This is a genomic window from Luteibacter sp. E-22, assembly GCF_049913125.1.
Classification (GTDB): Bacteria; Pseudomonadota; Gammaproteobacteria; order Xanthomonadales; family Rhodanobacteraceae; genus Luteibacter.
The window spans coordinates 1-25,626 of the sequence record NZ_CP183975.1; the positions used below are offsets into that span (position 1 = coordinate 1).

Annotated in this window: 21 protein-coding genes; 15 read left to right on the forward strand and 6 right to left on the reverse strand. The window is 62.9% G+C overall.

The genetic code is table 11. From position 1 onward, the window contains the following. From dnaA to ACN9M2_RS00045, 9 genes are all read left to right on the forward strand, one after another. The gene (gene dnaA / locus ACN9M2_RS00005) at positions 1-1,353 is read left to right on the forward strand and encodes a chromosomal replication initiator protein DnaA (RefSeq protein WP_426286157.1); all 1,353 of its coding nucleotides are present in this window, start codon (positions 1-3) and stop codon (positions 1,351-1,353) included. A gap of 213 nt (positions 1,354-1,566) precedes the next feature. Next, the gene (gene dnaN, locus ACN9M2_RS00010) at positions 1,567-2,667 is read left to right on the forward strand and encodes a DNA polymerase III subunit beta (protein ID WP_426286158.1); all 1,101 of its coding nucleotides are present in this window, start codon (positions 1,567-1,569) and stop codon (positions 2,665-2,667) included. A gap of 88 nt (positions 2,668-2,755) precedes the next feature. After that, a complete protein-coding gene (recF, locus tag ACN9M2_RS00015) occupies positions 2,756-3,838 on the forward strand; it encodes a DNA replication/repair protein RecF (protein ID WP_426286159.1) in 1,083 nt (360 codons plus the stop codon). Between the two features lie 70 nt (positions 3,839-3,908). Beyond that, positions 3,909-6,353, forward strand: coding sequence for a DNA topoisomerase (ATP-hydrolyzing) subunit B (gyrB, locus tag ACN9M2_RS00020; RefSeq protein WP_426286160.1), 2,445 nt, complete (start codon positions 3,909-3,911; stop codon positions 6,351-6,353). Between the two features lie 283 nt (positions 6,354-6,636). Continuing rightward, positions 6,637-7,938, forward strand: coding sequence for a tetratricopeptide repeat protein (locus ACN9M2_RS00025; RefSeq protein ID WP_306848558.1), 1,302 nt, complete (start codon positions 6,637-6,639; stop codon positions 7,936-7,938). A gap of 199 nt (positions 7,939-8,137) precedes the next feature. After that, positions 8,138-8,800: an energy transducer TonB gene (locus tag ACN9M2_RS00030; RefSeq protein WP_426286161.1), complete on the forward strand. Its 663-nt coding sequence runs from the start codon at positions 8,138-8,140 to the stop codon at positions 8,798-8,800. Between the two features lie 54 nt (positions 8,801-8,854). Then, the gene (locus ACN9M2_RS00035; protein ID WP_306848554.1) at positions 8,855-9,625 is read left to right on the forward strand and encodes a MotA/TolQ/ExbB proton channel family protein; all 771 of its coding nucleotides are present in this window, start codon (positions 8,855-8,857) and stop codon (positions 9,623-9,625) included. An 11-nt stretch (positions 9,626-9,636) separates the two neighbouring features. Continuing rightward, complete coding sequence (locus tag ACN9M2_RS00040; RefSeq protein WP_090058085.1) at positions 9,637-10,050, forward strand: ExbD/TolR family protein; 414 nt, start codon at positions 9,637-9,639, stop codon at positions 10,048-10,050. A gap of 6 nt (positions 10,051-10,056) precedes the next feature. Further along, complete coding sequence (locus ACN9M2_RS00045; protein WP_306848550.1) at positions 10,057-10,461, forward strand: ExbD/TolR family protein; 405 nt, start codon at positions 10,057-10,059, stop codon at positions 10,459-10,461. A gap of 66 nt (positions 10,462-10,527) precedes the next feature. Here ACN9M2_RS00045 and ACN9M2_RS00050 read toward each other — a convergent pair whose 3' ends face one another. Further along, positions 10,528-11,271, reverse strand: coding sequence for a pyridoxine 5'-phosphate synthase (locus ACN9M2_RS00050; protein ID WP_426286162.1), 744 nt, complete (start codon positions 11,269-11,271; stop codon positions 10,528-10,530). Positions 11,272-11,408: 137 nt separating this feature from the next. Then, a complete protein-coding gene (locus ACN9M2_RS00055; protein ID WP_426286163.1) occupies positions 11,409-12,038 on the reverse strand; it encodes a 4'-phosphopantetheinyl transferase family protein in 630 nt (209 codons plus the stop codon). A 117-nt stretch (positions 12,039-12,155) separates the two neighbouring features. Between ACN9M2_RS00055 and ACN9M2_RS00060 the strand changes: the two genes are divergently transcribed. Next, positions 12,156-15,641 carry a hybrid sensor histidine kinase/response regulator gene (locus ACN9M2_RS00060; protein WP_426286164.1) on the forward strand — a complete coding sequence of 1,162 codons (3,486 nt, stop codon included), beginning with the start codon at positions 12,156-12,158 and terminating at the stop codon, positions 15,639-15,641. A 1-nt stretch (position 15,642) separates the two neighbouring features. On the opposite strand, the gene ACN9M2_RS00065 is transcribed toward ACN9M2_RS00060, so the two are convergent. Beyond that, positions 15,643-16,311, reverse strand: coding sequence for a response regulator transcription factor (locus ACN9M2_RS00065; protein WP_426286165.1), 669 nt, complete (start codon positions 16,309-16,311; stop codon positions 15,643-15,645). Between the two features lie 3 nt (positions 16,312-16,314). Beyond that, positions 16,315-18,255: an acetate--CoA ligase gene (acs, locus tag ACN9M2_RS00070; RefSeq protein ID WP_426286166.1), complete on the reverse strand. Its 1,941-nt coding sequence runs from the start codon at positions 18,253-18,255 to the stop codon at positions 16,315-16,317. A 166-nt stretch (positions 18,256-18,421) separates the two neighbouring features. On the opposite strand from acs, the gene ACN9M2_RS00075 reads away from it, so the two are divergent. Both ACN9M2_RS00075 and ACN9M2_RS00080 read left to right on the forward strand, forming a co-directional pair. Next, positions 18,422-19,897 (forward strand): hypothetical protein, encoded by a 1,476-nt coding sequence (locus tag ACN9M2_RS00075; protein ID WP_426286167.1) that lies wholly within the window; start codon positions 18,422-18,424, stop codon positions 19,895-19,897. A gap of 12 nt (positions 19,898-19,909) precedes the next feature. After that, positions 19,910-21,574 (forward strand): MFS transporter, encoded by a 1,665-nt coding sequence (locus ACN9M2_RS00080; RefSeq protein WP_426286168.1) that lies wholly within the window; start codon positions 19,910-19,912, stop codon positions 21,572-21,574. Positions 21,575-21,639: 65 nt separating this feature from the next. On the opposite strand, the gene ACN9M2_RS00085 is transcribed toward ACN9M2_RS00080, so the two are convergent. Then, positions 21,640-22,416: an alpha/beta fold hydrolase gene (locus ACN9M2_RS00085; protein WP_426286169.1), complete on the reverse strand. Its 777-nt coding sequence runs from the start codon at positions 22,414-22,416 to the stop codon at positions 21,640-21,642. Positions 22,417-22,598: 182 nt separating this feature from the next. Here ACN9M2_RS00085 and ACN9M2_RS00090 point away from each other — a divergent pair, with 182 nt between their 5' ends. Continuing rightward, a complete protein-coding gene (locus tag ACN9M2_RS00090) occupies positions 22,599-23,663 on the forward strand; it encodes a PA0069 family radical SAM protein (RefSeq protein WP_426286170.1) in 1,065 nt (354 codons plus the stop codon). Between the two features lie 398 nt (positions 23,664-24,061). Here the strand turns inward: ACN9M2_RS00090 and ACN9M2_RS00095 are convergent, their stop codons facing one another. Next, positions 24,062-24,535 (reverse strand): hypothetical protein, encoded by a 474-nt coding sequence (locus ACN9M2_RS00095; RefSeq protein WP_426286171.1) that lies wholly within the window; start codon positions 24,533-24,535, stop codon positions 24,062-24,064. A gap of 126 nt (positions 24,536-24,661) precedes the next feature. Between ACN9M2_RS00095 and ACN9M2_RS00100 the strand changes: the two genes are divergently transcribed. Both ACN9M2_RS00100 and ACN9M2_RS00105 read left to right on the forward strand, forming a co-directional pair. Beyond that, complete coding sequence (locus ACN9M2_RS00100) at positions 24,662-25,198, forward strand: hypothetical protein (protein ID WP_426286172.1); 537 nt, start codon at positions 24,662-24,664, stop codon at positions 25,196-25,198. Between the two features lie 23 nt (positions 25,199-25,221). Beyond that, on the forward strand, positions 25,222-25,470 hold the full coding sequence (locus ACN9M2_RS00105; protein ID WP_426286173.1) for a hypothetical protein: 249 nt from the start codon (positions 25,222-25,224) through the stop codon (positions 25,468-25,470). Positions 25,471-25,626 lie beyond the last annotated feature (156 nt).

The following is a 25,626-nucleotide window of genomic DNA, read 5'->3' on the forward strand; positions in this document are numbered from 1 at the left end:
ATGAGTGATCTCTGGAGACGCTGTCTCGAGCGTCTTGAAGGCGAATTGAGCGCCGAGGATGTCCATACCTGGCTGATGCCCCTGCAGCCGCGGGAGGATCCGACCGGCCTGTTCCTGTACGCGCCAAACCCCTATTCGCTGGATACGGTGCGCGAGCAATACCTGGTGAAAATCCAGTCGATCGTGGAACACCTGACGGGCCGTGCCCTGCCCGTGCGCCTGGAAGTCGGTTCGTCCGGTGGCCGCCCGGCGCCCATGCGCCCGGCCTCGGCCACGCACGCTTCCGCACCCGCATCGCCCCGCGCACCGGAAGCGGCGCCGGAGCCTCCGCACGTACACAACCTCGACCCGCACTACACGTTCGAGACCTTCGTGGAAGGCAAGTCGAACCAGTTGGGCAAGGCCGCGGCGATGCAGGTGGCGATGAACCCGGGCCGCGCCTACAACCCGCTGCTGCTGTATGGCGGCACCGGCCTCGGCAAGACGCATCTCATGCACGCCGCCGGCAATCTGCTGATGCAGAACAACCCGGGGGCCAAGGTGCTGTATCTGCGCTCGGAGCAGTTCGTCAGCGGCATGGTGAAGGCACTGCAACAGAAGAACATGGACGACTTCAAGCGCCGCTTCCGCTCGGTGGATGCGCTGTTGATCGACGACATCCAGTTCTTCGCCGGCAAGGACACCACACAGGAAGAGTTCTTCCATACCTTCAACGCATTGTTCGAGGCGAAGCAGCAGATCATCCTCACCTGCGACCGCTATCCGAAGGAGCTCGACAAGCTGGAGCCGCGGTTGAAGTCGCGCCTTGGCTGGGGCTTGTCGGTGGCGATCGAGCCGCCGGACTTCGAGACGCGCGCGGCCATCCTGCTCTCCAAGGCGTCGGACAAGGGCATGGAAGTGTCCGAGGACGTGGCGATGCTGCTCGCACGGCGCATCCGTTCGAACGTGCGCGACCTCGAGGGCGCGCTCAATACGCTCGCCGCCCGCGCCAACTTCTACCGCAAGCCGATCACCACCGACTTCGCCGAGGAAACCCTGCGCGACCTGCTGAACACGCACGCGCAAGCGGTCACCGTGCCGAACATCCAGAAGACGGTGGCGGACTACTACCAGGTGCGCCTTTCGGATCTGCTCTCCAAACGGCGTGTGCGCTCCCTGGCACGCCCGCGGCAGGTGGCCATGGCCCTGTCCAAGGAATTGACCGAACACAGCCTGCCGGAGATCGGGGAAGCCTTTGGCGGCCGCGACCACACGACGGTGTTGCACGCCTGCCGCACGATTCGCGGTTTCTGCGAAAAAGACGTGCGCATGCGCCAGGACTGGGAGCAGCTCATCCGTATATTGACGGGCTGAGAACCTGTGGATAATAGGTGGATGGATGGAGGACGGTTCCAAGGCCTGAAGTTATCCACAAGGCACCCACATGAAACCGCGTGTTAAGGCCAGTCGATATTTCTGAACAAGTCTTTGAATAATAGATATTTTTTAGACTTCTCAAGATATCCACCGGCCCTACAACTACCACTAATAAAATCTTAAAAACTTAAAAGCAGGAGTAGGGGACGCATGCAATTCAGCATCCAGAGGGAAGTACTGCTCAAACCCCTGCAGCAGGTGGTGGGCGTGGTGGAACGCCGCCAGACGCTGCCCGTGCTGGCCAACCTTCTGGTGCGCGCCTCCGGTAGCGAGGTGTCCTTCACGGGCACCGACCTCGAAGTGGAGATGATCGCCACCACCGCCGCCGATGGCGTGCAGGAAGGCGAGATCACGATTCCAGCGCGAAAGCTGTTCGACATCGTTCGTGCGTTGCCCGACGGCGCCAAGATCGACATCAAGTTGAACGGCGAGCGCATCGCGCTCAATGCTGGCCGCAGCCGCTTCACCTTGGCCACCTTGCCATCCAGCGAATTTCCCACCATCGATGAAATCGAACTGGTCGAACAGGTCACGCTTCCGGAAGAAGTTCTACGCGACCTGATGGATCGCACCGCGTTCGCCATGGCGAACCAGGACGTGCGCTATTACTTGAACGGCATGTTGCTGGATCTGCAGGAACACACGCTGCGCTGCGTGGCCACCGACGGCCACCGCCTGGCGCTGAAGGAAACCAAGCTTGAAAGCTCGGTGTCGGCCCGCCGTCAGATCATCATCCCGCGCAAGGGCGTGAACGAACTCATCGGCCTTTTCGAGGCTGGAGAGGGTTCGGTCGAACTCGAGTTCGGTCGGAACCACCTGCGTGTACGCCGCGGCGGAGTCGTTTTCACCTCGAAGCTGATCGACGGCCGCTTCCCGGACTACGAGGCGGTGATTCCGCTCGGTGCCGACAAGACGGCGACGATCGAGCGTGACGTGCTGCGCAGCGCGTTACAGCGTGCAGCGATTCTTTCCAACGAGAAGTACCGCGGCGTGAAGCTCGAACTCACTCCGGGTCGTATCAAGATCGTGGCGCACAATCCCGAGCAGGAAGAAGCCCAGGAAGAAGTCGAAGCGGAGACCGTCGTCGACGATCTCGCCGTCGGCTTCAACGTGGGTTACCTGCTGGACGCGCTTGGGGCGCTGCGAGGCGACAAGGTTCGCATCAACCTGCGCGACGCCCAGTCGAGTTGCCTCCTGCAGGAAGAGGGCAACGAAGAAGCTCGCCATGTGGTGATGCCGCTTCGCCTCTGACGGGCAGGCACGTTAAAGTTCGGCCCACGACGCCGGGGATGTCTTCGACACCCCGGCGTCGTTCGTTTTGGATGGGAAAAGGCTGGGAATGAAGTTCGAGTCGTTACGGATCGCCGGTTTGCGTTGCCTGGAGTCGGTGTCGTTGACGCCGGCACCGGGGATCAACGTGTTCGTAGGCCCGAACGGCGCCGGGAAAACCAGCGTGCTGGAGGCCGCCTACCTGCTATCGCATGGCCGCTCGTTTCGAGCGGGCTCCCGCGATGTCCTGCTCAAGCGAGGTGCGAACGTCCTTTCGGTCTTTGCCGAGGTGCGGTCCGAGGACGGCCGGACACGCCGGCTTGGTCTGGGCCGTGAAGGAGGGCGCTGGCAGGCCCGTGTCGACGGCGATTCCGCCGCGTCGCTTGGAGCGCTGGTTCAGGAGTGCGCCGTGGTGTGCTTCGAGCCTGGATCGCACGATCTGATCGCTGGCGCCTCGGATGAGCGCCGCCGCTTCCTGGACTGGGGTTTGTTCCACGTGGAACATGCTTTTGTGAACCATTGGCGCCGGTATCAACGGGCGTTGAAACAGAGGAATGCGCTGCTTCGGACCGGCGGTCCGCTGGACGGGGGGCTCCTGGAGCCGTGGGAAGCGGAGTTGGCTGCGGCGGGAGAGGGCATAACGGTCTTCCGGCGGGGATACCTGGACCGGCTGATTCCTCACATCCGGGCATTCACCAGGAATGTCCTCCCCGAACTCGGCGACCTCTCCGTCCGCTATCGGCCCGGTTGGGACGAAGCGGCTGACCTGGCCGCCACCCTGGCCGAGCGACGGATGCGCGACCTGGCCCGGGGCCATACGACCGTCGGACCGCATCGCGCGGACTTCTCCATCGCATTCGAACATGCCCCGCTGCGCGAACACCTTTCCCGCGGGCAGGAAAAACTATGTGCCTTGGCCTGCCTGCTCGGGCAGGCCTCTCTCCACGCTGAAATCCGCGGAGAATGGCCTGTTGTCTGCCTGGACGACCTTGCATCCGAGCTCGATCGTACCCATCAAGAGTGGGTTGTCGCGCAGCTTCTGGGCCGCGATGCGCAGGTCTTTATCACGGGAACCGAGATCCCGTCTGCCCTTGCCGATCAGTCCGTCACGATGTTCCACGTGGAACAGGGTGCCGTCACGGCTTTGCTATAATCGACCGACTGTCCCGAAGCTTTTCCGCGCCGCATCGGGACCGCACTCTGGCGCCATCACCAGGCATCGCATGAACGAACCTCTCGATCCGACGAATTCGAACGCCTATGACTCCGGCAGCATCAAGGTCCTGAAGGGCCTGGACGCCGTCCGCAAGCGTCCAGGCATGTACATCGGCGACACCGACGACGGTACGGGTCTGCACCACATGGTGTTCGAAGTCGTCGATAACGCTATCGACGAAGCCCTTGCCGGCTACTGCGACTACGTCACCGTCACCATCCACCAGGATGGATCGGTCAGCGTGGCCGATAACGGCCGTGGCATTCCGGTCGATACCCATCCGGAAGAGGGCAGGTCCACCGCCGAAGTGGTCATGACCGTGCTCCATGCGGGTGGCAAGTTCGATGCGAACTCGTACAAGGTCTCCGGTGGTCTCCACGGCGTCGGCGTTTCGGTGGTCAATGCGCTCAGCTCCAGGCTCTGGCTGACCATCTGGCGCGAAGGCAAGGAACATCGCCAGGAATACGCCCACGGTGAACCCGTCGCACCTATCGCCGTCACCGGTGATACGAGCCGCCGCGGCACCATGGTGCGTTTCCTGCCCAGCCCGGCGACGTTCACCAACAACATCGAATTCCACTACGACATCCTGGCGAAGCGCCTGCGCGAGCTGGCCTTCCTCAACTCGGGCGTCACGATCGAGCTGGTCGACGAGCGCAACGAGCGCAAGGACATCTTCGCGTACGAAGGCGGCATCAGGTCCTTCGTGCAGCACCTGGCGCAGCTGAAGACCGCGCTGCACCCGACCGTCATCAGCTTCAGCTCGCAGATCGATGGCATCACCGTCGAACTGGCGATGCAGTGGACGGACGCGTACCAGGAAACGATGTTCTGCTTCACCAACAACATCCCGCAGCGCGACGGCGGCACCCATCTCACGGGCTTCCGCGCCGCGTTGACGCGTACGCTGCAGAACTATATCGAGAAGGAAGGCCTGGCGAAGAATGCCAAGGTCGGCCTGTCTGGCGACGACATGCGCGAAGGCATGATCGCCGTCCTTTCGGTGAAGGTGCCAGACCCGAAGTTCTCGTCGCAGACCAAGGACAAGCTGGTCTCCAGCGAGGTGAAGACGGCGGTAGAGCAAGTCATCAACGAGAAACTCGCCGAGTTCCTTCTCGAACATCCGGCTGAAAGCCGCAACATCGCCTCCAAGGCGGTTGACGCCGCGCGCGCCCGCGAAGCGGCCCGCAAGGCTCGCGAGATGACCCGTCGCAAGGGCGCGCTCGACATCGCGGGCCTGCCAGGCAAGCTCGCCGACTGCCAGGAGAAGGACCCGGCATTGTCCGAACTGTTCCTGGTCGAGGGTGATTCCGCCGGTGGCTCGGCCAAGCAAGGCCGTAATCGTCGGACGCAGGCCGTGCTGCCGTTGAAGGGCAAGATCCTCAACGTGGAAAAGGCCCGCTTCGACAAGATGATCTCGTCCGCCGAAGTCGGCACCTTGATCACCGCGCTGGGCACGGGAATCGGCAAGGACGAATACAACCCGGACAAGCTGCGCTACCACCGCATCATCATCATGACCGACGCGGACGTGGACGGCTCGCACATCCGCACGCTCCTGCTCACCTTCTTCTACCGCCAGATGCCCGAGCTGATCGAGCGCGGGCACGTCTACATCGGCCTGCCGCCGCTGTACAAGGTGAAGCAGGGCAAGCAGGAGATGTACATCAAGGACGACACCGTCCTCAACGAATACCTGATCGCCAGCGCGGTGGACAACGCATCGCTGACGCCGGAAGAGGGTGCTCCTGGCATCGATGGGGTGACCCTCGAGAAGCTGTTGCGCGACTACCAGGCCTCGCTCGACCAGATCGCGCGCCTCAGCCACCGCTTCGACACCGTGACCCTCACGGCGATGATCGAGCATGTGCCCATGAACGAGGGCTTGTGGTCCGATCCGGCAAGCATGCAGGCATGGCTCGACGGTATCGCCAAGCGGCTCAGTGCCAGCGGCCTGGGCAAGCCGACCTATGCCTTGCGTTTCCGTCCGGCCCTCAACGAGCAGCAAGGCGCGGCCATCGAGGTCGAGCGCATGCAGCATGGCCTCAGCCATACGTGGATCATGCCGCAGAGCTTCTTCGGCGGTACCGAGTTCCGCGCGATCCAGTCCATTTCGCAACAGTTGGCCGAACTGGGCCTGCAGCCCGGGGCGGTGGTGCGTCGTGGCAATGCCTCGCGGGGCGTGCTCAGCTTCGCCGAGGTGCGCAACTGGCTGCTCGACGAAGCCAAGAAAGGCCGCACCATCCAGCGCTTCAAGGGCCTGGGTGAAATGAATCCGGAGCAGCTATGGGAAACCACGGTGAATCCGGAGACGCGCCGCATGCTCCAGGTGGGCATCGAAGATGCCGTCGCGGCCGACCAGATGTTCTCGATGCTGATGGGCGAGGCGGTGGAACCCCGCCGCGATTTCATCGAGGCGAACGCGCTCAAGGTCGCCAACCTGGACATCTGAAGACGCTCTACCACGCAGTGGAAGGGACAGGAACGCCCGGTCGGCAACGACCGGGCGTTTTTTGTGCTCCGTCACATTTCCACGTAACGGGGATGAAAATGCCGTTTTCAAGGCAACCTTTTACCTATAAATCTGTAAGTCCCAACATTCTTCTAACAAGTGATTGTTTTGTTTGGAATTTTTTCTTGCACTGCGACTTGTTCTTAGGAATCGAATCGGGTTAACCTCTGTAGTCCCCCGGAGCACGTCACTGTGCGACGACTCCTTCAACAGAGGTCAGTCAATGAAACAGGGTTCCTTCATCAAGATGGCGCTCGCTACCGCGATCGCACTTTCCCTTGTCAGTGGCGCCGCGGTTGCTCGCGATACCGCTTCCAAGGAAAAGAAAGAAGCGCTGTATCCGAATGCCACCCGCACGGAGCCCAAGCTCGACCTCAAGAGCGAGAAAGACCAGAAGGCCATCAACGAGGGCCTTGATGCCGCCAACAATGGCGAGAAGGACAAGGCGCTGCAGATCCTGCAGCCGCTGGCCGACGGTTCGGGCACGAGCAGCAAGTACGCACAGGCGCTCGCGCTCCAGGGCATCGCCAACCTCAAGTACAACGACGGTGACGTGAAGGGTGCGATCACCACGCTGAAGCAGGCGCTCGATATCGGCGTCATGCCGAACGACACCTACTTCCAGCTCAAGTACATGTACGTGCAGTTCCTCGTCGCCGACGAGCAGTACGCCCCCGCACTGCAGGCACTGCAGGAATGGCGTACCGAAGGCAAGAAGGAAACCGCCGACTCGTACGGCCTCGAAGGCAACATCGATTACCGCCTCGAGAAGTATCCGGAAGCGATCGCCGCGATCACCAAGGCCAAGTCCATGCCGGACGCCAAGCCGCAGGGTTCGTGGGACCAGATCCTCGCCGCCAGCTATGCCGAGACCGGCCAGGGTGACAAGGCCGCCGACCTCGCCGCCGCCGAACTGGCCAAGAATCCGAACGACCCCACCGCGCTGAACAACGCCGCCTCGGCCTTGATCCAGGCGCAGAAGTATCCGGAAGCGATCTCGCTGATGGAGAAGGGTCGTGCCGCCGGTGCGTTCAAGGACGAGAAGCAGTACGTGAACCTCGCCAAGGTCTACCTGATCGACGGCCAGGACCACACCGACCGCCAGGAAGCCAATGCCGCGAAGGCTGGCCAGGTGCTCGAGGACGGTCTTGCCAAGGGCGTCGTGAAGCCCAGCGCCGAGGTCTACAAGCTCCAGGGCGATGCCGCGATCACTGGCGGCAATATGAAGGCTGCGCTGGCCGCCTATCAGAAGGCTGCGCCGCTCGCGAAGGATGGCGAGGTGACGTTGAGCGTCGCGCGCCTCCAGCTACAGGAAAACAAGTACGGCGAGGCCAAGAAGGCCGCGACGGACGCCATCAGCAAGGGTGTGCAACATAAGGGTCAAGCCTACATGGTGCTCGCGGAAGCCGAGCGTGGTCTGAAGAACAAGCCGGGTGCCATCGCCGCCATGAAACAGGCAGCGCAGGACCCGGAAACGTCTGCCAAGGCCAACGCCTGGTTGAAAACCGCAGGTACTGGCAAGTAAGTGCTTGTAAAGTCCCAGAAGGGGGGCTTGTGAACAGCCGTAAATCCTCCCTTCAGGTGTCTATACAAACACCATATGCTGGTGTAACTTGCATATCTTTCCGCTTGCAGAAACCTGCGTTTTCGGCAATGTCAACACGCCGAGCGCCGGAAGAGCAGTGCGGGCTCACTTCCGCTTGATTAGCTCTTGATAGTGACTGATGGCCTCAAGTAACGAATCAACCGGCCAAGCGCCGTTCAGTTGGGGGCGCACAAGTGCGTTGGCAGTAGCCATTGCACTGCACTCGTTTGCCTTCCTGCTGCTGGTCGCGCCCATGGCGCCGCCCAAGTCGCAGGAAAAGCAGAAAGAGAAGGTGGTACAGGTCGATTTCATCGAACCGCCGCCGCCGCCCCCGCCTCCTCCGCCGCCGCCGCCGGAACCCCCCAAGCAGCCGCCGCCGAAAATCATCCAACAGGTGAAGCCGCCGCCGACACCTCCGCCGCCGGCCCCACCGCCGCCGGCTGTCGACGAGGCGAGCACGAATGCTGTTCCGGCACCGCCGCCGGCGCCTCCCGCGCCGCCAGCACCGCCGGCCGACATCGCACCTAGCGAGAATCTGTCGTACCGTCAGCGTAATCCGCCAAAGTATCCGCCGCAGGCGGTTCGCCAGCGGCATGAAGGTACGGTGGTACTTCTGGTCCTCGTGGGTGTCGACGGTGCACCGAAAGACATCCAGATCGATCAGTCCAGCGGTTTCCGCGAACTGGACAAGGCAGCGCAGGATGCGGCAAGGAACTGGCGATTCAACCCGGGCAAGCGAGGCGGTCAGGCCGTCGAAGGCTATGCACGTGTCCCCGTTACGTTCAACCTAAACCAGCTGTAAGTTCTCCTTTCACTTACTGCTCCGTTAATGTTTGATTTCCCCAAGGGTAGCGTTATGTTGCAAGACACCTCCGCTCAGCCTGCTAATCCAGGTCAAAACTCCAACGCCGACGCCCTCAAGCAGATGGGCTTCGACCACCTGATCCACAACTTCGACTTCCTCGGTTGGATCGTGTTCGTGGTGCTGGTCGCGATGTCCGTGCTCTCGTGGTACTTCATCGTCGCCAACTTCATCCGTAACAGCATGGTGCGTGCGCGCGCCGACAAGGTCATCCAGGGTTTCTGGAACACCCCGTCGACGCAGGAAGCCATTCGCATGCTCGAAGAGCAGCCGAAGGGCGAACCGTTCTCGAAGATCGCTCTCGACGCCGCTTCGGCCGTCGCTCACCACCAGGCCGCTGCCGGTGGTCGCCTCGCCGAGACGCTGTCGCGTTCGGAATTCATCGACCGCGCCCTGCGCCAGGCCGTGGCTCGCGAGAGCCTGCGTCTGGAAGGCGGCCTGACCCTGCTCGCCACGGTCGGTTCGTCGGCTCCGTTCATCGGTCTTCTCGGTACGGTGTGGGGTATCTACCACGCGCTGATCGGTATCGCCGCTTCGGGCTCCGCTTCGATGGACAAGGTCGCCGGCCCCGTCGGTGAGGCGCTGATCATGACCGCGTTCGGTCTGTTCACCGCTATCCCGGCCGTGCTCGCGTACAACTTCTTCATGCGTTCGAACCGCCTGACGTACGCCCAGTTCGACGAATTCGCGCATGACCTGCACGACTTCTTCGCCACCGGCGCACGCGTCGAAGGCAACGCGCCGGTCGCACCTGCCAAGAAGTGAGGAACTGACCCATGGCTATGAGCAGCGGGGGCAACAGTGGCGGTCCGATGTCGGAAATCAACGTCACGCCGCTCGTCGACGTGATGCTGGTTCTGCTGATCATCTTCATGATCACGGCACCTCTGATGTCCCATAAGGTCCAGATCGATCTGCCGAAGGCTAATCCGAACGTTAAGGATGACACCCCGGTCGAACCGATGGATCTCGCGGTCAAGCCGGACGGTACGTACTTCCTCAATGACGGTGAAGTCAGCGAGGCTGAACTGAAGGCCCAGTTCGCGGTTGCGGCGGCGAAGTCGCCGCAACCGGAACTCCAGATCCGTGCGGACCGCACCACCGAATACAGGGTGGTAAAGAAGATCCTTGGCGACGCCAAGGATGCCGGCATGGTCCACGTCGGCTTCATGTCGACTGGCAAGGAGTAACGAACCATGGCATTCAGCTCAGGCAACTCCGGTGGCCCGATGTCGGACATCAACGTCACGCCGCTCGTCGACGTGATGCTGGTGCTCCTGATCATCTTCATGATCACGGCTCCGATGCTGTCGCATAAGATCAAGATCGATCTGCCGCAGCCGAACCCGAACATCGTCAACCCAGAGAATCCGCCGGATCCCGTCCGGCTGCAGATTCGCCAGGATGGCTCGCTGTACTGGAACGACACACCGGTCGACGAGCTGGGCCTCAAGGCTCAGATCGCGGTGATCGCCCAGCAGTCGAACCAGCCGGAACTGCAGATCGACGCGGATGACGCGGTTCAGTACGAGGTCGTGGCACGCGTGCTCTCCGACGCGAAGGGCCAGGGCCTGACCAAGATCGGTTTCGTCAACAACTGATCGCAACGGTCGTCCGGTAACACCGAAAACCCCGCCTCCCGGCGGGGTTTTTTTTGGAGCGCGCGATCAGGAAAGGATGTCGAGGTACGCGCGCACGGTGTTGGCCAAGCCCTGGTACAACGCTTCACCAATCAAGGCATGGCCGATCGATACCTCGGCAAGACCAGGGATGGCCGACTTGAACGTGCCGAGGTTTGCCTGGCTGAGGTCATGACCTGCGTTCACCGCGAGCCCCGCCTGTTGGGCACGCGTGGCGGTATCCACGAACGAGGCGAGTTCCGCGCGTGCATCGCCTTTCGCGAAAGCGGCCGCGTAAGGGCCTGTGTAAAGCTCGATACGCTGGATGCCGATCGCTTTCGCCTGCGCGAAGCCCTCGCCTCCCGCGTCGACGAACACGCTGACCCGGCAACCGAGTTCGCGGAACGCGGCGACCATCGGCTTGAGCAGCTCGATGTCCTTGGTGAGATCGAAACCGTGATCGGAGGTGATCTGGCCGTCTCCATCCGGCACCAGGGTGACCTGGGTCGGTCTCACTTCGCGGGCGAGTTCGATCAGGCCGGGATAGGCGCCACGCGGCCCGGCGAAGGGATTGCCTTCGATGTTGTACTCGACGCGGCCGCGGAGCAGTCCGGCCAGGGTGCGCACATCGTCGGGCGTGACATGGCGCATGTCGGGGCGCGGGTGCACGGTGAGACCGCCGCAACCCGCGTCGATGCAGGTGTTGGCCGCGGTAGCGATATCGGGTTCATCGCCACCGCGGGAGTTGCGCAGCACGGCGATCTTGTTGAGGTTGACGCTGAGTAGGGTCATCGACGGTCCATAAAAAAACGCACGCCGCCATTGCAACGTGCGTAATGACTGTCATCCCAGCATAACTCGCCACATCCCTGTGGCGCACTCCACGGTCACACACACGTTGAATCAGACACGGCCCGCGGGGAAAAGGTTCAAAGCGGAAATGTGAAGACGCGAACGTGCCGTTCATGACCGCGCCAGGCCACGGAAGAAACCAGGCCCTCACCCAGGGCGAGTGGCTGAATGCGCCATCCGGATGCCGGCCCCACGTCGCCTTCGAAATGGGCTGGCATGACGCCGCCGGCCGACAAACTGAACGATACGCGGTGCAGACCGTAGGAAAGCCCGCCGCCATGCGCTTTCAACACGGCTTCCTTGGCCGTCCACAAGGAAAGGAAGCCAGCCAGGCGGTCCGCGTCGGGTAACGCTTCGAGCGTGGCCGTCTCATCCGGTGCGAAGAATCGCTTGGACAGCTCCAGCGCGCGGGCGCGCGGACGCACGGTTTCGACATCCACGCCCACTTCGAAACCCGTCGGCCCACGTCCTACCGCCAACACGGCGGTATCGCCGCTGTGCGACCAGTTGAAGCCCAAGGTGTCGAAGGGGGGCGGAAACCGGGGTTTTCCGTGTTCGCCGCGTTCGATGGGCGGCGCGCCAACGCCCGCATAGGCGGCGAGCAGGCTGGCGAACGCCACTTCGCCGGCACCGCCGGACCAGCGGGTGCGCCAGACGTGGATTTCATCGCGATCCAGAACGGGTACGGTGGGCGGGACGTCGCTCATTCGGCTGATCGTGCTTTGAATGGAGGCTTGGGGCAAGCGGGTTCATGACGGAACGGATCTGCACCACGCAGCCATCAGGCCCTAGAATGAGCCCGTGCCATACGGGGAGCGCCATTTGTGATCGCAGGCTGGCTTTTGCTGCTGGTGTCGCTGCTCTATGTGGGCCTGCTCTTCGCGATCGCTTATGTGGGTGATCGCCGCCCGCTGTATCCGAGACAGCCGAAGTTGCGGCCCGTCGTCTACAGCCTGGCGTTGGCGGTGTACTGCTCCTCGTGGACGTTCTATGGCGCAGTCGGTACCGCCGCGCGCTCCGGATTGTCCTACCTGCCGATCTACCTTGGACCCCTGCTTCTCTTCGTCCTGGGCTTCGGCCTGCTCGAACGGCTGGTGCTCGTGGCTCGCGAGCGCAACATCACCTCGATCGCCGATTTCATCGCCGCACGTTTCGGTAAGTCGCACGGTCTCGCCGCGCTTGTCGCCATTATCGCCGTGGTCGCGATCATTCCGTACATAGCGTTGCAGTTCAAAGCCGTGGCGATGTCGTTCTCCGTGCTGGGTTCGGGTAGTACCGCATGGTGGTTCGGGGATACCGCGCTGTGGTGCGCCGCCCTTCTCGCCGTCTTCGCCATCCTGTTCGGCACCCGCAACATCGATGCCACGGAACATCACCATGGCATGATGCTCGCTGTGGCGGTGGAATCCCTGGTGAAGCTGCTGGCCTTCGTCGCCATCGGCATCTACGCCTATCTGCACGGACCGGGCATCGTCGAAACCATGCGCGCGCCGATGCTCCAGGTGGAGAAAGGCAGCATGCCACCGGGCTTCGTCGCGCAGACCCTGCTCGCCTTCTGCGCCATGTTCTGCCTGCCTCGGCAATTCCAGATCGGCGTCGTCGAGTGTGAGGACCCGCGCGACCTGCGCCGTGCGCGCTGGTTCTTTCCGATCTACATGGTCCTGATCTCGGTGGCCGTGCTGCCGATCGTCAGCGCAGGTCTCCACCTGCCGCAGGTGACGCAGGGTCACGTGGATGCCTGGGTACTGAACCTGCCGATCGCACTCGGCGACGACGGCATGGCCTTGCTCGCCTTTGTCGGAGGATTCTCCGCCGCCACCGGCATGGTCATCGTCGCAGCCGTCGCGCTGGCGACCATGATCAGCAACGACCTGGTGATGCCGGCCTTGCTGCGCGTGAAGCGCCTCGACCTGGAACGGCGTGGCGACCTGTCGAATATCGTGTTGCTCGTTCGCCGCATCGCCATCGTGGCGCTGGCGGGCTTAGCCTACATGTACTACCGCGTGATCGCGGATGCGGAAAACCTTGCTGCCACAGGCCTGCTCTCGTTCGCGGCGGTCGCGCAATTCGCACCCGCCATCGTCTCGGCGCTGTACTGGCGTGGCGCGAGCCGTGTCGGCGTGTATGTCGGGTTGTTGGCGGGTTTCATCGTCTGGGCATACACCTTGCTGCTTCCCGCGATGACGCGCGCGGGGTGGTTGCATCCCGCATGGATGGACGATGGCCCCTTCGGTATCGGCTGGCTGAAGCCGACCGAGTTGTTCCACCTATCCGGTTGGGAGTCCGTCACGCACGGAACGTTCTGGTCGCTGTTGTTCAACGTCGGTTGCCTCATCTTCATCTCGCTGCGTTTCCGCCCAAGCGTCGCCGAACGCTTGCACGCGGCACTCTTCGTCGATCCCTTCGTGCGCAGCGCCACCGGCGCGGGCGACTGGCGTGGCCGCGTGACCGTGCGCGACCTGGGCACGATCGCCGGCCGCATCGTCGGCGACCGGGTGACGGTGCGTGCATTCAACGAATATGGCCAGCGCCACGGCGTAACGCTCTCCCCTACCGACTCCGCCGACCGTCCGCTCATCCAGTTCACCGAACGCCTACTCGCCAGTGCCGTGGGCGCGGCCAGTGCGCGGCGCATCCTCATGGGTGCCTTGTCCGGCACGGGCCTGGACATCGCGGAAGCCATGGCCCTCATGGACGAGGCATCGCAGGAACTGCGCTTCAACCGCGAACTGTTGTCGACGACGCTGGAGAATGTCTCGCAAGGGATCAGCGTGGTCGACGGCGAGATGCGACTGGTTGCGTGGAACCGCCGCTACCTGGAACTCTTCGATTACCCGGAAGGCATGGTCTACGTCGGCCTGCCCGTCGCCGACCTGATCCGCTGGAACGCCGAACATGGTGAGTGCGGTCCCGGCGAGGTGGACGAGCACGTGGCCAAGCGCATCCGCTACATGCGCGCCGGTTCACCCCATGTGTTCCAGCGCGTGCGGCCGGACGGCACCGTGATCGAAATGCGTGGACGTGCCTTGCCCGGTGGCGGCTTCGTGACGACCTTCACCGATGTCACGGCGTACAAGTCGGTCGAGCAGGCTTTGATCGACGCGAACGAAACGCTCGAACAGCGCGTGGACGTGCGCACGGCGGAACTGTCCGAAGCCTTGACCGCGACGGCGATCGCGCGCCGTGAGGCGGAAGCGGCCAACGCGTCGAAAACGCGCTTCCTCGCCGCGGCCAGCCACGACCTTCTCCAACCCCTGAATGCCGCGCGCCTCTTCACGTCGGCACTTCGACAACACCCGGGACTCGATAGCGAAGCGGCCCAACTCGCGGAGCGTATCGATGCCTCGTTCCGCGCGGCGGAAGACTTGCTCGATGCCTTGCTCGATGTGTCGCGACTCGATGCCGGCAGCTATCGCCCGGAAATCGCCCCCTTCGCGCTGGCCGACCTGTTCGATTCATTGCGACAACAGTTCGCCGTGGTCGCCGAGCAGCGTGGACTGACCCTGCACGTCGTGCCGACCTCGCTATCCGTACGCACCGATGCACAGCTGTTGCGTCGCATCGTGGCGAACTTCCTTTCCAACGCCTTGCGCTATACGCGCGCCGGTGGCGTCGTCCTGGGTGTTCGCCGCCGCGGCGAGCAGGTACGCATCGAAGTATGGGACAGCGGCCCGGGTATCGCCGACGAACAGCAGGCGCGGATCTTCGGCGAGTTCCAGCGACTGGAACGTCCTTCGCCCTGGGGCGAAAAAGGCCTCGGCCTGGGGCTCTCGATCTGCGACCGCCTCGCGGGGATTCTCGGTCACCCCTTGGGCCTGCGTTCGCGCGTGGGACATGGCAGCTGCTTCAGCATCTCCGTGCCGCGTACCGAAGCGGTGTCGCGCAAACGTGCTCCCGCCGTCGTACGCCCGGGTGGTGGCGAGCAGTTGCCGCTCACCGTGCTCTGCCTGGACAACGACGAGACCATCCTCGAAGGGATGCGTGCGCTACTCGGGCGCTGGGGTGTCGATTGCCGCCTCGCGGTGGACGTCGACACGGCGATGGAGATCCTTTCCACGACGCACGTCGACCTGATCCTCGCCGACTATCATCTCGGTGACGAGATGGACGGGCTGGAGGCGCTGCACCTGCTGGGCACGAAGATCACGCCGATGCCACCGGCGGCGATGGTCACGGCGGATGGCAGCACGGAACTCAAGCAGCGTGCACGCACGCTGGGCTATCCCCTGTTGCACAAGCCGGTGCGCCCCGCCGCGCTTCGCGCCTTGCTGGTCGCACTGGCGAAACGAACCGGCACGCACGCCGCCTGAATCAACCTTCCTGGGAAACGCCCGGGAAGGCTTCCTTCTCCACGTCGAGATGGCTTGCCGCCAGCGCCACCTGCGTGCGATTCGAGACACCCAGCTTGCGCATGATCGCCGTCATATGCGCCTTCACCGTCGCCTCGGACACGCCCAGGTCGTAGGCGATCTGCTTGTTGAGCAAACCTTCCGCGATCATCGTGAGCACGCGGAACTGCTGCGGAGTGAGCGTCGCCACGCGGGCGGCCACGTCCGCCTCGTCCGCCTTCAGTTCCACGCTGCCACCGACCAGCTGGTGCGGTAGCCATACATCGCCATCGAGAACGGCGCGCACCGCCTCGACGATCTGCTCCACCGCCGCCGACTTCGGAATGTACGCGGATGCGCCATGTGCAAGCGCCCGCCGGGCGATCTGCCCTTCCTCATGCCCGGACACGACGATCGTCGGCAACCCGGGATACTGTCCGCGAATATGCGCGAGCGCCGAGTAACCCCGGGCTCCCGGCATGTGCAGGTCCATCAACAACAGGTCCGCGTCGGGCAGGGATTCGATCAGGGCGAACAGCGCCGGTACGCTGTCGGCAGTGTGCACGGTGGCGTCCGGCAACGCCGCCAGCACCGCACGCTGCAACGCGTCGCGGAACAGCGGATGGTCGTCTGCGATCAGTACATCGGACATGGGCTACTTGATCAACCGTTCTTCCACGAGGTTCTTCACCACGCCCGGGTCCGCCAGCGTGGACACGTCGCCCAGTTGATCGGGCTGGTTCTCCGCGATCTTGCGCAAGATGCGGCGCATGATCTTGCCCGATCGTGTCTTGGGCAGGCCCGGCGCCCATTGCAGGTAATCGGGTGCCGCGATGGGACCGATCTCCTTGCGCACGCCGGCGATCAATTCCTTGACCAGCTCGTCGCTGCCCGTTTCACCCGCATTGAGGGTGACGAAGGCATAGATGCCCTGGCCCTTGATGTCGTGCGGGCAACCGACCACGGCCGCCTCCGCCACTTTCGGATGCGCCACGAGCGCGCTTTCCACCTCGGCGGTACCGATGCGGTGGCCGGAAACATTGATCACGTCGTCCACGCGGCCGGTGATCCAGTAGTAGCCATCCTCGTCGCGGCGTGCGCCGTCGCCGGTGAAGTAGTTGCCCGGGTAGGTCTTGAAATAGGTATCGATGAAACGTTGGTGATCGCCATACACGGTGCGCATCTGCCCCGGCCACGAGTCCGTGATCACCAGGTTGCCGCTGCATGCGCCTTCCTGCGGCCGGCCCTCGGCATCGACGATGGCCGGCACGATGCCGAAGAACGGCAGCGTCGCCGATCCCGGCTTCAGGTCGGTCGCGCCGGGGAACGGCGTGATGAGGAAGCCGCCGGTTTCCGTCTGCCACCACGTGTCCACGATCGGGCAGCGCTCTTCGCCCACCACGCGGTAGTACCAGTTCCATGCCTCGGGATTGATCGGCTCGCCCACCGTACCGAGCAGGCGCAGGCTCTTGCGCGAGGTCTTCTTCACCGGTGCATCGCCCTCGCGCATCAACGCGCGGATGGCGGTGGGCGCGGTGTAGAAGAGCGTGACCTTGTGCTTGTCGACCACCTGCCAGAAGCGGCTGAAGTCCGGGTAGTTCGGTACGCCGTCGAACATGACCACGGTGGCGCCGTTGGCCAGCGGGCCGTAGACGACGTAGCTATGACCGGTGATCCAGCCCACGTCGGCCGTGCACCAGTAGATATCGTCCTCGCGCAGGTCGAAGGTCAGTTCGTGCGTGAGGCTGGTATAGACGAGGTAGCCGCCGCTGGTGTGCAGCACACCCTTGGGCTGGCCGGTGGAGCCGGAGGTATAAAGAGTGAACAGTGGATCTTCCGCGTTCATGGGCTCGTAGGCGCAATCGGCGGACTGTCCTTCCATCAGCGTGTGGTACCAGCGGTCGCGAGGCGACTGCAGGTTGATGGCGCCGCCGGTGCGGCGCACCACGATCACGGTTTCCACGCTGTTGGTGCGTGGCCGGGTCAACGACTCGTCGACGTTGGCCTTGAGCGGGATCTTCTTGCCGCCGCGGCAGCCTTCGTCGGCGGTGACGATCAGCTTGGCGCCGGAATCGGCGATGCGGCTGGCCAGGGAATCGGGCGAGAAGCCGCCGAACACCACGGAGTGCACCGCGCCGATGCGCGCGCACGCGAGCATGGCCACGGCCGCCTCGGGGATCATCGGAAGGTAGATCACCACGCGATCGCCCTTGGTCACGCCCAGGTTCTTCAGCGTGTTGGCGAACTTGCATACCTCGGCGTGCAGCTCCCGGTAGGTGATGCTGCGCGACTCGCCCGGATCGTCGCCTTCGAAAATGATGGCCGTCTTGTCGCCGCGCCGATCGAGGTGGCGGTCGAGGCAGTTGGCCGAGACGTTGAGCTGGCCGTCTTCGTACCAGCGGATATGCAGGTCGCTGGGGTCGAAGGACACGTCCTTGATCTTCGCCGGCGGCACGATCCAGTCCAGCCGTTCGCTCATTTCCTTCCAGAAACCCTCGGGGTCCTGGATGGAACGCGCGTACATGCGCTCATAGTCGCCCTTGCGGACGCGCGCCTGGGCGGCGAAGGCGGGATCGACCGGATGGATATCGGACATGCTTGCTCCTGAAGACGAGGGTGCGTGGGGCTATGCCCGAAGTTTAGCCTCGCGGCGCAACATAAAGCTGCGACTCCGCTACGACTTTGGTCGAGGTTCGACCTTTGGCGAATGGCACCCCACCCGGGTGTGTCACATGCTCGGCTCGCCAATGGTTGGGGAGACCATGATGAAGACGATCCGTTCCGGTGGCCGCAAGGCCATCGCCCTGAGTGTGGCCTGTGCCCTCATGCTGCCCATGGCGGCGGTGCCGGACACGGCCCACGCCCAGTCCAAGTCGAAGAAGGCGTCGAGCCGCGAAGCGGAACTCGAGTCCAGGGTGAACCAGCTCGAGCAGCAGCTCGCCGAGCTGAAGGCCATGATCCAGGAGCAGAAGGCCGCCACCACGCAGGCCACGGCCACGGCGCAAGCCGCGCAGACGCAGGCACAACAGACCGACGACAAGGTCGCCAAGGTCGAGAAGACCGTGGCCGCGGTACCGGCCAAGCCCACGTTCACCTCGGCGCCCGGCGTGTCCGTGGCGCTGCACGGCTTCATCAACGCCAATGCGTTCACCCAGAGCAAGGGATACACCTTCGGTAACGGCGCCAACGCCGAATACCCGATCCCGGGCCAGGGCGGCCGCGTGAACGATTCGCTCAGCGGCGTGGACGTGCGCAATACACGCTTCTGGCTCGACTTCACCGGCGCCAAGTTCACCGAGAACTGGGGCGGCGGCGGCCGCATCGAGATGGATTTCTTCGGCGGCTTCAACGGCACCGGTCCTTACAGCCAGCAGCAGCCGACGCCACGCCTGCGCCAGGCATACATGGACATCACCAACGCGAACACGGGTACCACGTTTCGCGTGGGCCAGATGTGGGACCTCATGTTCCCGCTCGACTATATCCCGCAGTCCCTCTCGCATATCGCCTTCCCGCTGGGCTATGGCACCGGCGTCATCGGTTGGCGCTATCCGGGTGTCATCTGGATGCAGGACCTCAACCACGGTTCGACGGGTACCAAGTGGCGTTTCGACCTCGCCGTGCTCGAAGGCAGCTGGAACGGTCCTGGCCTGACCACGAACTACCTCACGGCGGGCAATGCCGGCTTCAAGCCGCAGGTCGAAGCGAGGATCACGGCGAAGGGCAGCAACTGGCAGGCCTTCGCCGCCGGCCACTACAGCAAGATGGACCTGCACGGCGTGGACGGCACGGTGATCACGCCGATCAAGAGCAACATCAAGAGCACGGCGTTCGAAGTGGGTGGCATGTGGATGCCGGGCAACTTCATCGTGAAGAGCGCGCTCTACACGGGTAATGCGATCGGCCAGATCTTCGGCGACCTCTCGCAGTTCGGCGACATCAAGGACAAGGGCGGTTACCTCCAGGTCGGCTACAAGTTCACGCCGAACTGGAGCGTCTACGGCTTCGCCTCGGCCAGCAAGCCCGACGAGGGCGATGTGCTGCGCTGGCGCGCGCCGAATACGGCCGGTTTGCTGAAGAACCGCCAGCAGGCACTCAGCCTGCAATACACCGCCGGCTCGTACGACCTCAGCGTGGAATGGATCCATTCCAATCTCGATTCGACCACGACCAATGGCCTCGGCCGGCAGAAGACCTCGGCGAACGAGTTCACCCTCAACGGCAACTACCGGTTCTGATTGGAGACCGATATGGCGACTACCGCAGGCGGCCTTCGAGCCGACGGCACGATTGGAACCAGCCACAAGCGCGTGATCTTCGCGTCCAGCCTGGGCACGGTTTTCGAGTGGTATGACTTCTACCTTTATGGTTCGCTTGCCGCGATCATCGGCAAGCAGTTCTTCACCGGCCTGAACGAGACCAGCCAGTTCATCTTCGCGCTGCTCGCCTTCGCCGCCGGTTTCGCGGTGCGCCCGTTCGGCGCGATCGTGTTCGGTCGCGTCGGCGACCTCATCGGACGCAAGTACACGTTCCTGATCACCATCGTCATCATGGGTACCTCGACCTTCCTGGTCGGCGTGCTACCCGGGTATTCGACGATGGGTGTCCTCGCGCCCGTCCTGCTCATCCTGCTGCGATTGCTGCAAGGCCTGGCGCTGGGCGGCGAATACGGTGGTGCGGCGACCTATGTCGCGGAGCATGCGCCACAGGGCAAGCGTGGCCTGTACACCAGCTTCATCCAGATCACCGCGACCTTCGGCTTGTTCCTGTCGCTGCTGGTGATCCTCGGCACGCGTCTTGGCCTGGGTACCGAACAGTTCGAAGCCTGGGGCTGGCGCATCCCGTTCCTGATCTCGGCGGTGCTGGTGGGTGTGTCGGTGTACATCCGGTTGCAGTTGCAAGAGTCGCCGGTGTTCAAGCAGATGAAGGCAGAGGGCAAGCAGTCAAAGGCGCCGCTTACCGAAGCTTTCGGCCAGTGGAAGAACCTGAAGCTGGTGATCTTCGCCCTGCTCGGCGCCACCGCCGGCCAGGCGGTGGTCTGGTACACGGGCCAGTTCTATTCGCTCTACTTCCTGACCCAGAGCCTGAAGATCGACGGCACCACGGCGAACCTGTTGATCGCTGCCGCGCTGCTCATCGGCACACCGTTCTTCGTCTTCTTCGGTTGGCTATCCGACAAGATCGGCCGCAAGACCATCGTGCTGGCCGGTTGCCTGATCGCGGCCCTGACGATGTTCCCGATCTTCAAGGGCCTTACCCACTTCGGCAACCCCGCCGTGGAAGCCGCCGCCGCCTCGGCGCCGGTGGTGGTCACCGCCGATCCGAACGCCTGCACGTTCCAGTTCGATCCCGTCGGCAAGAAGACCTTCACCAGCTCGTGCGATGTCGCCAAGAGCGTTCTGGCCAAGAAGGGCATTCCGTATAGCAACGCGGAAGCACCGGCGGGCACGCTGGCCACGGTGAAGATCGGCGACGATGTGATCGAGTCGTTCGAAGGCACCGGCCTGGACAAGGCGGCGTTCACCGCGCAGAGCAAGGAGTTCACCGCGAAGGTGGCGGCGCAGGTCAAGGCGGCCGGTTATCCGGAAAAGGCCGACCCGGCGCAGTCGAACTACCCGATGCTGGTGTTGCTGCTGGCGATCCTCGTGCTCTACGTGACGATGGTCTACGGCCCGATCGCCGCGTGGCTGGTGGAGATGTTCCCGACGCGTATCCGCTACACCTCGATGAGCCTCCCGTACCACATCGGCAATGGCTGGTTCGGTGGCTTCGTACCGACCATCGGCTTCATGCTGGTGGCCTGGAAGGGCGACATCTACTACGGGCTCTGGTATCCGGTGGCCGTGGCGTTGATGACCTTCATCGTCGGGTTGTTCTTCGTCCGCGAAACGAAGGATATCCCGCTGGAGCATTGAGCCACGATGCATCGTCAGTGATGGAAGCCGGCGGCCGCGAGGCCGCCGGCTCTTTTTTACATCGCTCAGTCGCCCTTGGCGGCCTTCTCGATCAGGCTGGCCACGTCCTTCGGGTGCGAGATCATCACGACGTGCGAAGCGCCCTTCACCACGATGGTCTTCTTCGACTTCGCGCGCTCGGCCATGAAAGCCATCGATGCAGGCGGAATGTTCTTGTCCGAGTCGCCGTAGATGTGCCACGACGGGATGTGCTTCCACGCCGCCGCGGTCTCCGCCTCGTTCAAGGCCGCCGCGGTGATCGGACGCTGCTCCGCGGCCATCACGGTGGCCTGCTTGAGCGGGACGTCACCGGCGAACTGCGCCGGGAACTTGTCCTGCTGCACGTAAAGATCCTTGTCGCCATTGGACAGATCGACCGGCGGCGCCAGGGCGGGACCGAGCGTGCTGCCCGGGAACTTGCCCGAGAGGCCGGCGGCGGTTTCACCCACTTCCGGCGAGAACGCGGAAACGTAGACCAGGGCCTTTACGTTGTCCTGCCCCTCGGCAGCCTCGGTGATCACCGAGCCACCGTAGGAATGGCCGACCAGCACGACGGGCGCCTTGATGCCCTTCACGACATCGGCGATATACGCGGCGTCGGTCTTCACGCTGCGCAGCGGGTTCGCCGCGGCGACCACGGTGTAGCCGTCCTTATGCAGTTGTTCGACGACGCCGTTCCAGCTGGAGGCGTCGGCGAAGGCACCATGCACGAGGACGACGGTGGGTTTGTCGGCGGCGAAGGCCGCCGGGCTGGCAGCGAGGGTAGCCAGCATGGCGATACGGAGTAGCGAGCGGTGCAACATGGATGGATCTCCTTTGGGGGACGGGCATCGCGGCACGTCGGCCGACGATGGGCGTCGATTGGAGCACCCGCCCACGAGGGGTTTCTTGTCGCATTCACGCTCGGCCTTGGCCCTGTCGTCGCCGTATCGCGTCATTTGAGACGGGAAGGTCGTACATTTGTACAATGTCAGACCCGATCCCCATGATTCGCCGGCACAAGGGCCGCGGCGCCGCCTCGAATCCGGAAGGCCGCTTCGAATCCACACGCTTCCAGGCCGAGGACGACGGCTGGCACCGCGAAGAAGACGAAAGCCGGCCCGCCACCGAAGTGCGCGAGGAACTGGCGCGCAGCGTCATCACGCGGAACGATTCGCCGGACGTCGGTTTCGAGCAGGCGACCAATCCCTACCGTGGCTGCGAGCATGGCTGCATCTATTGCTATGCGCGTCCCTCGCACGCCTACCTCAACCTTTCGCCTGGGCTCGACTTCGAGACCAAGCTGTTCGCCAAGACCAACCTGGAGGAAATCCTCCGCAGCGAACTGTCGAAACGAAGCTATGTATGTAAGCCGATAAATATCGGTAGCAATACAGATGTATACCAGCCGATCGAAAAACGATGGCGCCTGACACGTGCCGCGTTGGCTCTCCTCAACGAGTGTAATCATCCGTGTACCATCGTCACGAAGAACGCACTGATCGAACGCGACCTGGACATCCTCGCGCCGATGGCCGAGCGTAACCTCGTCCAAGTATTCATCTCGATCAACTCGCTGGATAACAAACTGGCATCGAAGCTGGAGCCGCGCGCATCGGCACCACACCGCCGACTGCAGGCGGTAAAGGCTCTTCACGATGCAGGCGTGCCGGTTGGTGTGCTCGTTGCGCCGATCATTCCCGCGTTGAACGAGAAGGACGTGGAAGGGATTATCGAGCGCGCTGCGGTTAACGGTGCGAATTCGATTGGTTACACGTGCATTCGGTTACCGCATGAACTGAAGCAGCTCTTCCGCGAATGGCTTGAGCTGCATTATCCCGATCGTGCTACCCACATCATCAGCCTGATCCAGCAGATGAATGGTGGGAAGGATTACGACTCGAACTTTGCGACGCGGATGCGAGGGCAGGGGGTGTTCGCGGACATCATCCGGAAGCGGGTGCAGGTGGCGACCCGGAAGGCAGGATTGGATCGGGCCTGGGACACCGTGTTGGATACGTCGCAGTTCATTCCGCCGCGCGTCGCTTCCCCGCAAGGCGAGCTTTTTTGAATGAACCACGTCGGGATCTTCCAACACTGATGCCGAGCACTGGGTGGCGCGGTTTCGAGAAAAGTCTCGGAGCCTTGTGGCGTGCTGCGAAACATCGCCGTCGCTCATATGTTCGACTGTGGTCGCCATATCTGGCGCCGGTCGGTGGGAAACGTTGCAATCGGACGAGCCCCACCCGACTTGCTAGCCCATGTCCAATCGTGTTTCGAATCGCACCGGGACTGTAGACCCCAAACTCAGGCTGCTGACTTGTTGATGCCAGACGCCCGCGCAATGGCGTCGAGCAGTTCGCCGGCGCCGAACGGTTTGGAAAGAGATGAGCCCCGCATCGAGCGCTGCGCACCCCAACATCAGGTTCTGGATGGTTGTGAAATGTGAGGACACCATATGCGGAAGGCCTAGAAGCCACCGCAGCGATCGAAACCAATGGCGTCCCGAAAATCTTTCAACGAATCTGCATCGAGCTCCAGATAAAGCTGGTCATGGACAACACCGTCCGAGTTGATACCGCCACCGATGCGGTCGGGCCACACCCATAGAACCATCGTGGGCTGACCCGGCCCTTGGTAGAACGTCACTTCACCGTCCGCCGAGTCGAGCTCGTGGTGAATGCCATGCCAACCGGTGGGGTGTTCCATGAGGATACCCATGGCTAAGTCCAGCGATTGACGATCATCGACCTTGCATTGGAAGACTCTGAGGGGCGCGGGCGTGCTGCGGATCACTTCAAGGAACCGGACCCGCGCAGGGTTGAGCAACGGAAAAGTGGCCCCTGGATTAGGTGGCGCGGGCGGAGCGGGCGGCTTGCCGCAACCAGAGACGGCACACGCGACAGCCAGGCCAGCAAGCAGCCGCCAATGCATTCGTTTCATCCCTGCCCCATTCCTTTTAGGCTCATGCCTTGAGAATGAAGCCTAGCAGCGGCGCGGATCTTTACAAGGCACCCGGGGGCGACGCATGATGCCGCTCGCACAAGGGAGTGCGTACCAGGGGGTTTCATGCCGGTTCGGAAAACGTTTGCTGCCGCGCTCGTGGCGAGCTTGGCTAAGGTATGCCTTGTCGCCATGTTATTAGCCGGCTCGCCTTCCGCCGAGGCCGGCATCTACAAGTGCAAGCTAGGCTCGTCCACTACCTACCAGGAAACGCCTTGCGAAAAGCACGCGGTTTCGGAACGGCTCGATAACGGCAATAGCCCGGTTGGGCTTGTTGGTTGCTTCGACATGGTAGGTATGCCGGATGACCAGCGCTTCAACATTCGCGTAGACGCTACCGGTCCAGGCAAGTACACCATGGTGCTGGGTGACAAGGAAAAATCACCCGTTCAGCTGACGGCGGCCACTCCGGAGGATATCCGCATGCTCAGCGATGGCCTGCATATCCATGCGATCAGCGGGCTAAAGTGGGTCGTCCCTGGCAGCACGGACAAGAAGCCGATCGGTGTGTACACCATCAAAGACAAAGCGGGCGACAACGCCGTTTACGGCTTCTTCTTCCTGGCCAACGGCATCATGAAACGCGAGCCTTGCCATTCGTAGCGAACGGAGTAGCAGGCATTACATTGTGGCTTGCCTACCCGGATCGAGCGGCGCACATCATCAGGCTGATCCAGCAGATGAATGGTGGGAAGGATTACGACGCCAACTTTGCGACGCGGATGCGCGGGCAGGGGGTGTTTGCGGACATTATTCGCAAGCGGGTGCAGGTGGCGGTGCGCAAGGCGGGATTGGAGCGGGCTTGGGATACGGTTTTGGATACGTCGCGGTTTGTGCCGCCGCGGATTGTATCGTCGCAGGGCGAGCTTTTCTGAAGGTACTCCCGATTACCTGAGCGAGATGATCGCCACGCGCAAGTGACGTCGGGTGATGTCTTCAGAAGGTAGTCCGCCCCTGCCGCTTAACCGAAACTCACGAGCTTTAACAACCGACCGCGCGGGTGCGAGGCTAACCTGCATGTCTGTCACGGC